This window comes from Streptomyces sp. RLB3-17 (genome assembly GCF_007113425.2).
In the GTDB taxonomy this organism is placed as follows: domain Bacteria; phylum Actinomycetota; class Actinomycetes; order Streptomycetales; family Streptomycetaceae; genus Streptomyces; species Streptomyces mirabilis_D.
Window position 1 is genome coordinate 6,079,959 of the sequence record NZ_CP041610.2, and the last position, 14,236, is coordinate 6,094,194.

Consider the following 14,236-nt stretch of genomic DNA (forward strand, 5'->3'; position numbering starts at 1 on the left):
CCCCTCCCCGACGGAGGGCCCCATCCCCCCGAACAAGCGGGCGGATACTAGCACTTGTGCACGACGGATGACCTTGCCGAACCGGTTGGCCGGCTGTCCTTGCGTTCGCACACGAGGCGAGTTGGAGGGTCCGCTCGTGATGTGATCGTCGCCACAGAGACGACGGGTGTCGAGCGGACAGGGCCGGTTGTGGAACTTTCCCTGCGTGACCGGATACGCGCCGGCGATCCGGAAGCCTTCGCCGAACTGTTCGGCGCACATGCCCGGGCCGTCTACGGTCATGCCGCCCGCCTGTCGGCAGACCGGGGCACTGCCGAGGACGTGGTGTCCCTGACCTTCCTGGAAGCCTGGCGGCTCAGGGAGAAGCTGAGACCCGAAGCCGCGGCCCTGGACGAGGGGCGCCGCGCTCTACCGCGCGGCCGCGAAGATCCCGGGCGTCTCGGTCGTCACCGACGCCAAGGACTACACCGGCCGCTCCGGCATCGGCCTGAGTTTCAAGGAGCGCGACGGCCGCACGGTCTGGGTCTTCGACAAGAAGTCCCTCGGCTTCCTGGGCTCGGCGGACGAGGCGCTGCTGGCTGTCGGGGTCGCGGACAAGGCAGGCGCGACGCCGGCCACGTGATTGCCTGTTCCTGGAGAGCAGTCCCCTCTCGCAAGGGAACTGGGCTGGACAACAAACAAACCCCAGGCCGGTCAGGTGGGCCCGTCGGGGCTCCGGGAGAAGGCCGTGTCGCCGGCCGTCGCCACGATCGCGTCCTTGACGAGCAGCACTCGCGGCGGGTAGCTCTGCACTTTGTCCCCGGGGTCGTCGAGTGCGGAGGTGCGCCAGACCTCCGCTCCGGTGCGGCTGTCCAGTGCCAGCAGACGGCCGAAGCGGTTGGAGAAATAGACCCGCTTGTACGTCGCCGACACCGCGGGCGCGGACAGACTCTCCACGTCCGTCATCTTCCGCCAGAGTTGTTTGCCGCTGTCCGCCGACACCGCGGTGACCGACCCGTCGGACCGGACGAAGTAGACGACGCCGTCCACAAGGGTGGCCGCGCCGGTCAGCGGATGTGCCAGCGGTATCCGTCTGACCTGCCCGGTTTCCGAGGCCACCCGCAGCAGTGCGTTGTACGGCCGTTCGTACCCGGCTTCGTACACGTCCTTCGCGGTCTGGGGGGCGAGGAACAGGGGTTGCCCGCCGACAGCGCCGAGCGCTTCCGCCTTCTTGGGCAGTGTGGCCGTTTCGGTCAGGCTGCCGGGTCCGAGCTTCATCAGCTCGACCGGGGCCTGGCCGGGCTCGTTGCCCTTCGAGCACAGGGCGTAGGGGGCGCCTCCCAGCGCCGACGGAGTGCAGTACTCGTCCAGCGAGGGTGCCCGCCACAGTTCCTTGCCGGAAGGCCCGTAAGCCACGAACGACGAGTAGTCGGGAGACAGGGTCAGCAGTCCGCCGTCGTACAGGACCGCCTCCTCGGACGGGTTGATGTCGCGTTGCCACTGCCGGTGCCCGGTACCGGCGTCGAGGGCCACCATGCGCCTGGTCTTCTCGTCCGGTTCCTCGTACATGTAGACCAGCCCGTCGCGAACGCCGATCGGCTGCGCCCCCTGAGGGCGGGTGCCGGTCCGCCACAGGGTGCGGCCGGAGGCCGCGTCGATCCTGGCGGCCGTGAAACCCGTACCGCCACAGAACAGGGCGCTTCCCTCCACCACGCATCCAGGGCTGTCGTAGTCGAGAGGGACACCCTTCAGGTCGTACCGCAGCTTCGTCTGCCACGGCCGCCAACCGTCGGGCAGTGACGCGGCGTGGGCGCCGGCCGTGGCCGTGGCGGTGGCGGTGGTGGTGTCCGAATCGGACACGAAGACACCCACCCCGATACACAGCGCCGTGACGGCCAGCACCGCACCGAGGCCGGTGAGGAGCATCCGGGCTCGGCGTCGCTTGCCGGTACCGATGCCGGACGCGGCGCCCGCGGAGGTCGTGGCCGCGCTCCGAGAAGTGGGGTGGTGCCGGGGTTTCGCGGACTGCCCGGTCTTCGGGGGCCCGGTGGCGTCGGACTCCGGCAGCGCCTGGAGCATGCGGTGTATGTCCGTCAGTTCCGGCCGTGCGGCCGGGTCCTTGTCCAGGCAGCGCTCGACAATGGCCAGGAGCGCTTCGGGCACGCCGCCGAGGTCCGGGGTCCCGTGCACCACCTGATAGCCGGTTATATACGGGCTGTCGGCGTCGAACGGCCCCGTGCCGACGGCCGCGAACACCAGCAGCGACCCCAGCGAGAACACGTCCGAGGCCGGGGTGACGTCCCGGGGAGAGGCCAGTTGTTCCGGCGACATGAAGGGCGGAGTGCCGATCATCCGCCCGGTCGCGGTGAGGCTCTGGTGGTCGGAAGCGCGCGATATGCCGAAGTCGATGACGCGCGGCCCGTCCTCGGTCATCAGGACGTTGCGCGGTTTGAGGTCCCGGTGCACCAGGCCCGCCCGCTGGATGTCGCGCAGCGCCTCGGTGAGCCCCAGCCCCAGCGCGCGCAGTTCCCGCTGGCTCAACGGGCCGTCCTTCTCCACGACTTCGGCAAGGTTGAGCCCCGGCACGTAGAGCGTCGCCATCCACGGCCGGTCGGCGTCCGGGTCGGCGTCCACGACAGGCGCGGTGAAGGCGCCGCTCACTCTGCGCGCTGCCTCGATCTCCTGCCGGAAGCGCGTCCGGAACTCCTCCTCCTGAGCGTACGGCCCGTGCACGAGCTTGACCGCGACCTGCCGTCCCGAGGCGGAGACTCCCAGATAGACGACTCCCATGCCGCCCGCCCCGAGCCGACCGAGAAGGGTGTACCCGCCTATGGACTCCGGGTCCCCGGTGCTCAGGGGCGTCATCGCCGATCATCCTTCCCAGCGCCTGCCTGCCTCACGGGGATCAGAGTAGGGCCTGCCGCCCCGGACACGGAGCCGCGCCTGTCACGTACCGGTGCCCCTGAGCCGTGCGACGGGTCATCGGAACGCGCGCCTTGCGTCCCGATGACCCGTCGCCTCTCGAAAGCGGCTCAGAACAGGCCCTTGTACCCCTGCCAGCCGGTGGCGATCTTCGTACGACCGCCGAAGGAGCCCTTGCCGTTGCCGTTGTTGCGCCAGACGGCGCCGGAGGTGTCGCGGGAGACGATGTCCGCTTTACCGTCACCCGTGATGTCCCCGACGCCGACGATCGCGTCGTACGAGCCGCCCCAGTTGCCGAACAGCTTCACGCGGGCCTTGAAAGTGCCCTTGCCGGTGCCGTCGTAGCGGTACAGGTTGTTCGCCTTGTCCTGCGCGAGGAGATCACCGATGCCGTCGCCGTTCAGATCACCGGCGCCCACGATCTTCTTGTACGTCTTCCAGTTGTCGTAGAGTTTGACGCGGGCGGAGAGATTCCCGGCGCTGGTGCCCTTGTACAGGTAGACGGTGCCGGTGGAGGTGTTGCGGGCGATCAGGTCCGGTCGGCCGTCACCACTGACGTCACCGGGCGCGGTCAGCACGTCGTACTGCTGCCAGCCGCCGCTGCCCAGCGAGGTGTACGCGGTGGAAGGCGTCACGGCCGCCCCGCACGCGGGCCGGTAGGCGCGCAACGCACCGCTGCTGAATCGGACGAGCACGTCGTTGCAGCGGTCACCGCTCAGGTCGCCGAAGGGCACGGCCTTGATCGATGTCGCCCAGCCGCTCCCGGTCAGCTTCCCGGTGAAGGTGCCCTTGCCCGTCCCGTACTGGTACGTCAGCCCACCGGAGCCGTTCAGCGTCACCAGCTCGCCGAAGCCGTCCGACCCGACGAAGTCGCGGCGGACCGCGGCGGCTCCGGTGACCTTGACCGTGCCCGTCCTCGTCAGCGCCGCGCCCTGCCCGTCCGCGGGGGTGACGGTCAGCGTCCAGGTGTGGGCGCCGTTGGGCACCAGCCGGCCGGAACCGTCCTTGCCGTTCCACGCCGGGCTCACCACACCGCGCGACAGACCGCCGGAGAGGGTGCGGACGGCCGCACCGGTGGCCTTGTTGCCGATCACGAGCTTCCAGGAGGCCGCGGGCTTGTTCAGCCACCACTTCGGGCTCCACGGCGCGGCGCCGCCCTTGACGTCCACCGAGGCGGCGACGGTGGCGTCGCGCTGGACGAGGGCGGAGACGGGGACGTCACTGGAGGTCAGACGGATGGCGTTGTCGGAACGGAGCTGGGCGATCACGCCGGTGTACGGGTCGACGTCCCAGGCGTTCCCCTCGAACTCCCCGGCGGTGTGCGACACGGGCGTCCCGCCGCGGACGTCGATCACCTTGAGCTGCCCGGCCTCGACCGTCGCGACGAAGCCGTCGCCGAGCTGCGCCTGCTCCCAGCCTGAGCCCGACACGAGCGTCAGATTCCGCTTGGTGACGGTGTCGTAGACGCCCTGCCCCTCCGAGTTGAGCACGCAGTTCCACAGCAGCCACCGGCCGACCGCCTGGAAGTCGTTCAGCAGGCAGCCGCGCCCGAACCACACCGGCTCGCCCTGCTTCCCGGTCAGCAGGTCGTAGGGGACCACGGTGTCGTTGCCGGACATCACCCACACGGTGGTGCCCCAGATCGCCCGCACGCTGTCCGTCGTCGTGAACACCGTGCGCCCGGAGTCGAGGTCGACGACTCGGGTCTCCGCCACTCCCTTGCTGTCGTACGGCCTGGTCAGCGCGGCGAAACGGCCGCCCGCGGCGGTCGCGGTCTGGTAGCTGCGGGAGCTGTCGATCCGGGTGCCGGGCAGCGACCGGTCGGCCCCGAGGAGCTGGGGCTGCTGGGCGGCGCTCGTGCCGTAGCCGGAGACGACCGTCCGGCCGTCGCCGGTGTCGAGGAGACGTGGGCGGCTTCCCGAGTAGTTCTCCAGCACGATACGGCCGCGGGTGGTGCGTGCCCCCGCCGTGGGGGAGTCGGCCACGCCGGTCTCCCGGGTGTGGAGATACGACCAGTCACCCACGGGGTCTGTCTCCACGGTGGTCAACCGCCCCTGGGCAAGCGTCAGTTGGGAGACCGTGTGGGCGGCCTGCCGCGGGTGGGCGTCCGCGATCCTCCGTACGGTGACCCCGCCGCCCTCGGCCGCCTCGATGAGGGAGACGCCCCAGTGGTCCGTGTCGGCGCCGCCCGCGACCAGGAGCCCGCCGTCCGGAGTCGGCACGGCCTGCCGTGACGTCCTGGCCAGCAGCGTGCGCGGCGCGGAGCCGTCGAGGGGGACGGCTTCGACCCGCGAGACCGCGCGGTAGGTGTCGTTCTGGCCCAGGGAGGAGTCGTACCGGGACACGATGACGTTGTCGCCGACCAGGCCCAGCACCTGCGAGATCTCGCCGACCCGCACGGTCCGCACGGCGGCGGCCGGGTCCTGGCGGGAGGCGACGTGCAGGGTGCCGTCGTAGTACCACACCAGGTGGGTGGGGCTGAGCGCGACCAGGTAGTTCCAGGACTGCACGGTGTACGGCAGGGCGGTGAAGCGCCCCTGCTCGACGTCGAGCCACCCGGTGACCATGTCGTCGCCCTTGCGGTACTGCACGACCTGCCCGTGCGCGTCGCCCAGCCCGGCGGCGGACTGCAGATGGACGCCGGAGGGGACGCCTTGCACCGTGCGGTCGGAGACGGAGCCGTCGGCCCGGGCGTCCAGCAGATGCCACGTGCTGTCGGCTCCAGGGGTTCCCGCGGTCGTGACGACCGTCGACCCGAGGGCGCTGAAGTAGAAGTGTCCGTCGGGCAGCGCGACCGTACTGATCTGGCCGGACGTCATGTTTCGCAGCGTCACGGTCCTGGCGGAGGTGTCGTAGCGGGCGACGACGTCCGAGCCGGCGCCGGCACTCGTGACGCCGTACACGTCCGTGCCCGATGCGTCGACGACCGTGTCGACACCGTCGTACGTCGTCCAGAGCTGGCCCAGCCCCTCCTCGTACCGGAGGAACCCCGAGGGCCCCGCGCTCAGCAGGCCCGTCCGGGGAACCATGGCCGTGGCGGGCCGGTACGAGCACCTCTCCGGTGACCGTTCCACCGTGCGCGCTGCCGACGGTCAGCGAGCCGAGGCCGAGAGCCAGCGTGAAGGAGACGGTTGCGGCGGTGGCGCCTCGTACGAGCGCGCGTCTGCCCATTCAGGACCTCTCCAAGGACGGTAGGCGAAGGCTTGGAGAGACTTGCGCGCGCCGCTGAGCCGCAGGTCATGGACCCACGGCACAGCTGACGTTCCGACACCCCCCAGGCAAGTGGCCGGATCCTAGCATTTTACCTGTGCATGACCTTCAGGGTGGGGAGTGGCCTGTGCGGGGGCGGCTTGTGCAGGCGAGCCGAACCTCGGTGGATCTCCCTCGGCTGGTGCGGACGGTGATCAGAGGTGGCGGTGATCAGCGGTGCGTTGGCACCCGCGCGGGTTCGTCACATCGCGCGGTGCCGGCGACGGTGCGCTGGGCCACGATCCGCGGGGCCGCTGACCAGAACCTGTCGGCATCGCCCTCCGTCAGCTGACGGAGAGGCTCAGGAGGTCAGCGGTTCTGCTCCGGCTTCCGGGCGGAGTCGCCCGCCGGGACGGCGCGGAGCATGGCCCTGTAGAGGTCGTCGTGCTCGGGCGAGGCGGGAAGGGGGGCCCGGGCCGGGGCCTCGAAGGACTGGATCATCAGGGCGACGACGCGTCGCCAGGCGTCCGGAGCGGCGTCGCCGCAGGCGTTGACGACGCCGAGGTTGGCCATGTGCAGCAGTACCAGATCCGAGGGGTCGAAGTCCTCGCGCAGCCGGCCCGTGGCCTTGGCGCGGCCGATGAGCCGCACCATGCCCTCGTACGCCTCGTTCCGGCGCTTCTCCATGGCCTTGGCGGTGGGGAAGGTCATGGTCAGGACGTCGGCGAAGCCGTTGTCGGCGGCCTGCATCGCGCAGGCGGCCTCGATGTAGCCGGTGAAACCGTGCCAGGGGTCGGGGTCTTCGAGGGCGGTGGCGACCGCGTCGGCGTAGGCGTCCATGCGGTCGGAGAAGACGGCTGCGACCAGCGCCTCCTTCGTGGGGAAGTGACGGAAGACGGTGGCGATTCCGACGCCTGTCTCGCGGGCCACGGAGGCCATGGAGGCGCCCAGGCCGTCGCGTCCGAACACGGTGCGCGCGGCAGCGAGGATCCGCCCCCGGTTGCGCTCGACGTCACTGCGCACAGGCTGGGCCGCGGGGGCGTCGGAGTGCTGGTCGCCGGGGTTCATGAGGGGCAGTCTAGCAATCGGAAAGCCCTATCCATTTCGTGTGCTACGGTGGTTGCAGTGAACCGGAAAGGGCTATCCGGATCTCGAAATGGATAGCCCTTTCCATATCTCCCCGTCTCTTCAGCGCCGCTCGTGTCTCCTCGACGGCGTTCTACGAAAGGATCGCTGTGACCAGCATCGCCATTGTCGGAGCCGGCCCCCAGCTGGGTCTGGCCATCGCCCGTACCTTCGGTTCCCAGGGCTACGACGTCGCCCTGATCTCCCGCAACCGCACCAAGCTCGACGATCTCGTGGGCACCCTCACCGCCGAGGGCATCACCGCCGCCGCGTTCCCCGCGGACGTACTCGATCGCGACGCCCTCACCCAGGCGCTCAAGGACGCCGCAGCACAATTCGGCGGGATCGACGTCCTGGAGTACTCCCCAGTGGGCACGTTCGGCATCACCACGCTGACCGCTCCGGCCGGAACCGAACCGTCCCATGTGGAGTTCGAGATGAACTTCCAGCTGTACGGGGCCATCGCTGCCACCAAGGCAGTGCTGCCGGCGATGCGCGAGGCCGGCGCGGGCACCCTGCTCTACACCACCGGCGCCGGCTCGATCTGGCCTGACCCGCGGGTCGCCAACGTCAACGCCGCCGCGGCGGCGCTGCGCAACTGGGCGATGAACCTGCACAAGGAACTGGTCGGCACCGGCATCCAGGCCGCCCACGTCGGCATCGACTCGTCGATCGGCGTCTCCGTCCTCCCTGGCGTCGAGGCGGCCCGGCCCGAGCAGATCTCACCGATGTACTGGGAGCTGCACACCACCAAGCGCGACGAGGCCGAGCTCGTCTTCAAGCTCGATGCCGAGGGTTTCCCCCGCGGCTGACACCGCACCAGCTCCCTCGTCGAACCCTGATCGCGCCGCGGCCCGCCACGCCGCGTCGCGATCCCAGAAGAGGGCTTCCGCTCTGATGCACATGTGCCTGGCGTGTGCCAGTGGATCGTGCGGAGCCTCACAAGGAAACAGAGAGAGCCAACGGTCCCTCTCACGTCCAGCCCGGCGACCGGCCGATCCGTCCTGACGAAACCGGAACCCCCGGTGGTGGTGACGGTATGGCAGCAAAGACCCCCACCCCTTTGAAAGACCCCCACCCCGCTTTGAAAGGATCGCTGTGACCAGCATCGCCATTGTCGGAGCCGGCCCCCAGCTGGGTCTGGCCATCGCCCGTACCTTCGGTTCCCAGGGCTACGACGTCGCCCTGATCTCCCGCAACCGCACCAAGCTCGACGATCTCGTGGGCACCCTCACCGCCGAGGGCATCACCGCCGCCGCGTTCCCCGCGGACGTACTCGATCGCGACGCCCTCACCCAGGCGCTCAAGGACGCCGCAGCGCAATTCGGCGGGATCGACGTCCTGGAATACTCCCCGCTGGCCGGGCTCGACACCAGCGCGATGACCACCCCGGCCGAGACCGATCTCGTGCACGTGCAGCACGAGATCGAGTTTCACCTCTACGGCGCCATCGCCGCCACCAAGGCGGTGCTGCCCGCGATGCGCGAGGCCGGCACCGGCACGCTGCTGTTCACCACTGGCGCGGGCTCCATGAACCCCCAACCGCCGACCGCCAATGTCGACACAGCCGCGGCCGCACTGCGCAACTGGGCGATCAACCTGCACAAGGAGCTTGCCGACACCGGCATCCAAGCCGCCCACATCGGCCTCGACGTGACGATCGGCATCCCCACCTTCTACGGCCGACCGCAGGCCACGGCCGACCAACTCGCCCCCATCTACTGGGACTTGCACACCACCAACCGGGACCAGGCCGAACGAACATTCAGAGGCTGACCCACGACTGATCGTCCTGCCGGTGCGGAGTCGGTTCGTATGTCGAACCGCCTTGCCACACGAACGAGTTGGGACCGCTGTCTTGGCGAGGGCGGCCGGGACACCGCCCATGGACCCCTCCACGCCGCACCCGCACCCGCACGCGCCGGGTATCCACACGGAGGAGCCATGTCCGAGTCGGCGCTCGACCCACGCATCCTCGCCGACATGACCGCGGCATCGCGCCACGGCCTCGGCGTATGAATCGGCCGACGCACCGGGCCCGCGACAGCGCAGCCCGTCACGATGCGGAGACCCGTACACAGGTCGACGAGGGCATCACACGCGTCTTCCAACTCCTCGGAAAGCGCTGGAACGGCCCCATCGTGTCCGTGCTGATCACGGGACCGACGTACTTCGCCGACCTGCGTCGGGCGATCCCCGGAATCAGCGAGCGCATGCTCTCCAACCGCCTGGCCGAGCTTGCCGCCACGGAACTCGTCGTGCGCGAGGTGGACAAGGGTCCGCCACTGCGGGTGTCCTACCGACTGACCGAAGCGGGCGCGGCATTGGAGCCTGCGCTCAAGGAGCTCGCACAGTGGGCGAAGACCCGTCTGCCGGAGCCGAGTCGGCCGACCGGCTGCTGAAGCCGTACGTCCGGGGAGGCGGCAAGCCGTCGCGCCCTACTCGGCGGTCAGCGCGCGGCTGCCGGGATGCCTCGTCCCAGTAGCTGGTCGGCGTCTACGACGCGGGCCGGGTCATCAGCGCCGAACTCGCCGACAGCCAGGCGATCGGCAACGCGGTGTTCAACGCCACCGGCCGCCGGGTCCGTCAACTGCCCATCAGGCTTGGGAAGCTTGGGCCCTCTGGGGGCAGTTGCTGCGCTGACCTGCGGCGGAGTGGTGTGGGAGCCCTGCTCCCACCCGGGGTCGGTGCCCGTTCCCGTGGTTCCCCGCACGATCCGGCACGCGACTGCCGCACCATCCTGGGGATGGACAATCCGGCCCCGTGTCCGACATCCCGAAAGAGACCGTCGCCTGAGCCGCCGGCAGGCGAGTAGGCCCCGATCGATATTGCCTGCAGGGGCCAACGCCGCGGTCATAGAATCCTGCCTCGATGAAGAGACGCGTGCAGTTCACCGAGCAGGTTGTGCGGTTCCGTGACTACATGCCGATGGCAGATCGGGAAAAGTTCCAGCGGCTCGTCGACAGGATCGCAGCTGAGCCCGAAGGCGCCGGCAGCCACCTTGCCTACACGACCGACACTGTGACGCGCGCGGCCTGGGAAGACCGCGTCATGGTCCACTACGTCGTGACGAGTTTCTTCGTGGTCGTCATCGAGGCTGACATCTACGACGCGTCGCGTGGCTTCAACGAGGTGTAGTCGACCAACGCTGCGACCTGCGACTTAGCTGGCCCAGAGACGGCCCGGGCGGGGTGCTGTCCAACGGTGGGTGGATCAACTTCCCGTGGAGTGTTGTGCCTCCAGTGCACAAGTCGGGGGAAGCCGCCAAGGTGAACAAGGAAGCGCTCTGACCTGCGGTCGCTTCGTGGGTCTCGTGCGCTGGGTCGTCCCGCACTTCATAAGGTGAGCTACGACACCGAAGAGCTGGCGGTCGCGGTGGGGCAGGTGGTCGAGCGCTACGACTCCGCCGACGGCCGCCCGTACCGGATGGTCGCCCTCGGCCACCCGGCTCCCGTCGTGACAGAAGGTGGATCGGATGAGTGACAACGCACGGCCGCGGATCGAGGTCACCATCGCGGCGCCGGTGGACGTGGTGTGGGATGCGTTGCGGTCCAAGGACAAGATCCGCCATTGGATGGGCTGGGACTACGAGGGCCTGCCCGGCGAGATCGACCTGATCTTCTTCACCGACACGGTGGAGAACGCCTCCGCACGCACGCTGACACTGCACGGTGGCGACGAATTCAGGCTCGAACCGCACGGCGAGGGCACCCGGGTCACGCTCACCCGCGTCCCCCGTGGTGACGACCCGGACCGGGACGCCTACTACGACGACGTCACCGAAGGCTGGGTCACCTTCCTGCAGCAGCTGAAGTTCGCCGTCGAGCGCCACCCCGGCGCCGTCCGCCGCACACTCTCGTTCGTCGGCGGCAATGACAACGCGGTGCACCTCATCGACGCACTCGACCTCGCGGACATCGCCGCGGGCACCCCGTTCCAGAGGAATCTGCTCGGCGAGGACGTCGCAGGGGACATGTGGTTCCGCTCCGGCCACCAACTCGGCATCACGGTCGACGCCTGGGGCAACGGACTCCTCATCGTGTCCAGTGCGGACCCATCACCCAGCAAGCCGAACGGCGTGGCCATGGCGATCCTGAGCACCTACGACCTCGACGACGCCCAGCTGGCCGAACTGGACTCCCGCTGGCGGCCCTGGTGGACGGAGCGATTCCCGGGTGGCGCATGAACCACCCGACAATGCGTTCCAGCGAGGCAGAGCAGGCCCACGGCTCCGACCAGTTCAGATGCCGTGGGCTCCCTCTGTCGTCGTTGGCCGTCCTTGGTCTCCCGAGGACGGCCCACAGACGGCCCCGCTGTGGCGGCCGGAGTGTCCCCCGCAGCGGAGCATGCCCGATGCTCGCGGTTAAGGAGTCCAGGTCTTGTTCGGCCCAGACGACTTTGCCGCCCGATTCCGAGCGCGTGCCCCATCTGCGGGACAGCTGGGTGACCAGGAACAGGCCGCGGCCGTTTTCGTCGATGGCGCGTGCGTGACGCAGACGCGGGGAGTGGGCGTCGGTGTCGAATACTTCGCAGGTCAGGACTTGGTGCCGGATCAGACGCAGTCCGATCGGGCCGGTGCTGTGGCGGACGGCGTTGGTGACCAGTTCACTGACGATCAGTTGCGTGGGGTCCTGGAGACCTTCCAGGCCCCATTCGGTCAGCCGGCGGGCTGCCATGTGCCGGGCGCTGCGGACAGCGGTCCGGTCGTTCGGCAGCGTCCAGGAGGCGACCTGGGTGGGGCTGAGTGAGAGCGTCCGCGCCAGGAGCAGGGTGATGTCGTCGGACGGTGCCTGGCCAGGGGAGGTCTCCGTGGCTCGGGTGCACAGGTCTTCCAGGGAGCGACTGGGTTGTGCCAGGGCGGTGCCCAGGCGGCGCATTCCCTCTTCGATGTCGTGGTCGCGGGTTTCGATCAGGCCGTCGGTGTACAGGGCGAGGAGACTTCCCTCGGGCAGTTCCAGCTCCACGGCCTCGAAAGGGATGCCCAGGCCGATGCCGAGCGGGCTTCCGGTGGGCAGGTCGGGGAAGGTGACCTGGCCCTGTGGGCCGATGATCGCGGGCGGGGGGTGCCCGGCCAGTGCCATGGTGCACCGGCGCGTGATCGGGTCGTAGACGGCGTACAGACAGGTGGCGCCTACAACCGCGGGGGTCTGGTCCGGGGCGTCGGCGTCTTGCTCGGCCAGTCGCTGGAAGGTGTCATCGAGGTGGGCCAGCAGTTCGTCGGGGGGCATCTCCAGGTCCGCGAGCGTGCGTACGGCGGTGCGGAGCGTGCCCATGGTCGCGGCGGCGTTGATGCCATGTCCGACGACATCACCGACGACGAGGCCAACCCGGGCGCCGGACAGCGGGATCACGTCGAACCAGTCGCCTCCGACGCCGGCTTCCGTGTCGGCCGGCAGGTAGCGCCAGGCCACCTCGACCGCCGCGCCGCCCGTCAAACGGTGGGGAAGCAGGTTGCGTTGCAACGCCAGGGCCGTGGTGTGTTCGCGGGTGTATTGGCGGGCGTTGTCCAAGGACAGCGCGGCCCGGGTGACGAGCTCCTCGGCGAGGAGCAGGTCATCCTCGTGAAACGGAACGGGGTCCTCGGTGCGGAGGAACAGCGCGATACCCAGGACGGCGCGCCGCGCAATGATGGGCACGATCATCAGGGAGTGAATCCCGTACTCACGGATCTTTTGCGCCCGTGCTGGATCCTGGTCGACCCATGTCCCGGGGGAGGCGTCCAGCACCGGTTCCAGGTGGGACCTTCCCGTGCGCAGCACGTCGGCGAGCGGCGAGATCGGGGGGACGAAAACCGTCTCCCCTCGCGCAAAGGTCGATTCTGGGGTTCCTGGGTGGATCGAGGCCTGACCGGCGCGGAGGAAAACGGTAGGGCGATCGCTCATCGTGTCGATTCGGGGCGAGGGCTCTTCGCCGAACGGGATGGATTCCCCCAGGTCGACGTAGGCGTAGTCGGCCAGCAGGGGCACGGCGAGGTCGGCCAGTTCCTGCCCGGTCTGCATGACGTCCAGGGTGCTGCCGATACGCGTGCCGGCCTGGCTGAGGATGGCGAGGCGCTCGCGCGCCCGCTGACTGCCGGTGATATCCACGCTCATGCCGCACACCCCGAGTGTCTTGCCGTCCGCGTCCTTGAGGCAGAAGTACGAGGCCGAGAACGCGTGCTCCTGGCGCGGATCTTTCGTCGGCCACGCCCGGTACTCGTGGACCGCGGTGGTGCCGTTCCGCAGCGCCCGCCGCATCACCGCCTCAAGGGCTTCGGCCTCGCTGCCGGGCATTGAACTGACGAGCCGTCGGCCGAACCGCCGGTCACGGGATATGGCGTCGTGGCGCTCCATCGTGTCGTTGACCCAGACGCAGCGCAGCTGCTGGTCACGAACGACGATGCCGATCGGCGCGTGGGTGAGAAGCGACTCCCGCACCGATCCGTTTCTCGCTTCGCGGGAGAGCGTGCCGATGTCGGTGACGGACACAAGCCACCGGAATGTTCCGTCCTGCCCCCACAACATCGAGATCCGGTGGTTGATGTCGAGCATGCGGCCGTCGCGGTGGCGCACCGTTATCGTGCCCGACCAGTCGCTTTGGGCACGGCACTGCTCGATGAACGCCGATATCGTCGGCGTTTCCTCGGAAGACGGCAGCACGAGTGCGCCGGACCGGCCCACCACGTCCCCGGCGGAGTACCCGAGAAGGTGCTCGGCGGCCTGCGTCCAAGCGACCACCGTCCCGCGCTCGTCGAGCATCGCGACCGCCGACGCGGATACCTCACGCGTGTTCGATCGCTTACCAAGGGTCACCATGTCAGTGCTGGTCATCGAGCTGTCCTCCTCACCCAGGTGGCTGTCGTTCTCACGCAGGTCGGTTGCGGCTGCGGCGACCAGGACCACGGCGGGGTGGACGGCTGGGGCGGCATGTGTCCCGGCAGGACGTGGACGACCTCGGCCGGATCCTGCTGAGATCAATCCGACCAGATTTGTGCATTTTGTGTAATGGACCGGACAGAGCTCCGATCTGTGACAGGGCCGCA

Annotated in this window: 9 protein-coding genes and 1 pseudogene; 6 read left to right on the top strand and 4 right to left on the bottom strand. The window is 69.2% G+C overall.

The features are described from left to right. Positions 1-189 precede the first annotated feature (189 nt). Positions 190-321, top strand: a pseudogene (locus FNV62_RS27585) (RNA polymerase sigma factor); the annotation flags it as partial. A gap of 372 nt (positions 322-693) precedes the next feature. Here the strand turns inward: FNV62_RS27585 and FNV62_RS27590 are convergent. From FNV62_RS27590 to FNV62_RS27600, 3 genes are all read right to left on the bottom strand, one after another. After that, on the bottom strand, positions 694-2,844 hold the full coding sequence (locus tag FNV62_RS27590) for a protein kinase domain-containing protein (protein ID WP_143627427.1): 2,151 nt from the start codon (positions 2,842-2,844) through the stop codon (positions 694-696). 167 nt (positions 2,845-3,011) lie between these two features. After that, a complete protein-coding gene (locus FNV62_RS27595; protein WP_144315684.1) occupies positions 3,012-5,930 on the bottom strand; it encodes an FG-GAP-like repeat-containing protein in 2,919 nt (972 codons plus the stop codon). 529 nt (positions 5,931-6,459) lie between these two features. Then, positions 6,460-7,158, bottom strand: coding sequence for a TetR/AcrR family transcriptional regulator (locus tag FNV62_RS27600; RefSeq protein ID WP_143602400.1), 699 nt, complete (start codon positions 7,156-7,158; stop codon positions 6,460-6,462). 167 nt (positions 7,159-7,325) lie between these two features. Between FNV62_RS27600 and FNV62_RS27605 the strand changes: the two genes are divergently transcribed. From FNV62_RS27605 to FNV62_RS27625, 5 genes are all read left to right on the top strand, one after another. Further along, positions 7,326-8,027 (top strand): SDR family NAD(P)-dependent oxidoreductase, encoded by a 702-nt coding sequence (locus tag FNV62_RS27605; protein ID WP_143602401.1) that lies wholly within the window; start codon positions 7,326-7,328, stop codon positions 8,025-8,027. A gap of 286 nt (positions 8,028-8,313) precedes the next feature. After that, entirely contained in the window at positions 8,314-8,991 is a 678-nt protein-coding gene (locus FNV62_RS27610) for an SDR family NAD(P)-dependent oxidoreductase (protein ID WP_143627431.1), read from the top strand. 239 nt (positions 8,992-9,230) lie between these two features. Next, on the top strand, positions 9,231-9,617 hold the full coding sequence (locus FNV62_RS27615) for a winged helix-turn-helix transcriptional regulator (RefSeq protein WP_143627433.1): 387 nt from the start codon (positions 9,231-9,233) through the stop codon (positions 9,615-9,617). 481 nt (positions 9,618-10,098) lie between these two features. Further along, positions 10,099-10,353 carry a hypothetical protein gene (locus FNV62_RS27620; protein ID WP_060898228.1) on the top strand — a complete coding sequence of 85 codons (255 nt, stop codon included), beginning with the start codon at positions 10,099-10,101 and terminating at the stop codon, positions 10,351-10,353. Positions 10,354-10,557: 204 nt separating this feature from the next. Beyond that, positions 10,558-10,698, top strand: coding sequence for a hypothetical protein (locus FNV62_RS27625; protein ID WP_164331760.1), 141 nt, complete (start codon positions 10,558-10,560; stop codon positions 10,696-10,698). A gap of 551 nt (positions 10,699-11,249) precedes the next feature. On the opposite strand, the gene FNV62_RS27635 is transcribed toward FNV62_RS27625, so the two are convergent. Continuing rightward, positions 11,250-14,024 carry a SpoIIE family protein phosphatase gene (locus tag FNV62_RS27635; RefSeq protein ID WP_205522525.1) on the bottom strand — a complete coding sequence of 925 codons (2,775 nt, stop codon included), beginning with the start codon at positions 14,022-14,024 and terminating at the stop codon, positions 11,250-11,252. Positions 14,025-14,236: the final 212 nt, after the last annotated feature.

Excerpts from the sequence above, each read along its gene's own strand:
- FNV62_RS27590 (WP_143627427.1), bottom strand. The coding sequence starts at position 2,844 with ATGACGCCCCTGAGCACCGGGGACCCGGAGTCCATAGGCGGGTACACC.
- FNV62_RS27595 (WP_144315684.1), bottom strand. The coding sequence starts at position 5,930 with ATGGTTCCCCGGACGGGCCTGCTGAGCGCGGGGCCCTCGGGGTTCCTC.
- FNV62_RS27600 (WP_143602400.1), bottom strand. The coding sequence starts at position 7,158 with ATGAACCCCGGCGACCAGCACTCCGACGCCCCCGCGGCCCAGCCTGTG.
- FNV62_RS27615 (WP_143627433.1), top strand. The coding sequence starts at position 9,231 with ATGAATCGGCCGACGCACCGGGCCCGCGACAGCGCAGCCCGTCACGAT.
- FNV62_RS27635 (WP_205522525.1), bottom strand. The coding sequence starts at position 14,024 with ATGACCAGCACTGACATGGTGACCCTTGGTAAGCGATCGAACACGCGT.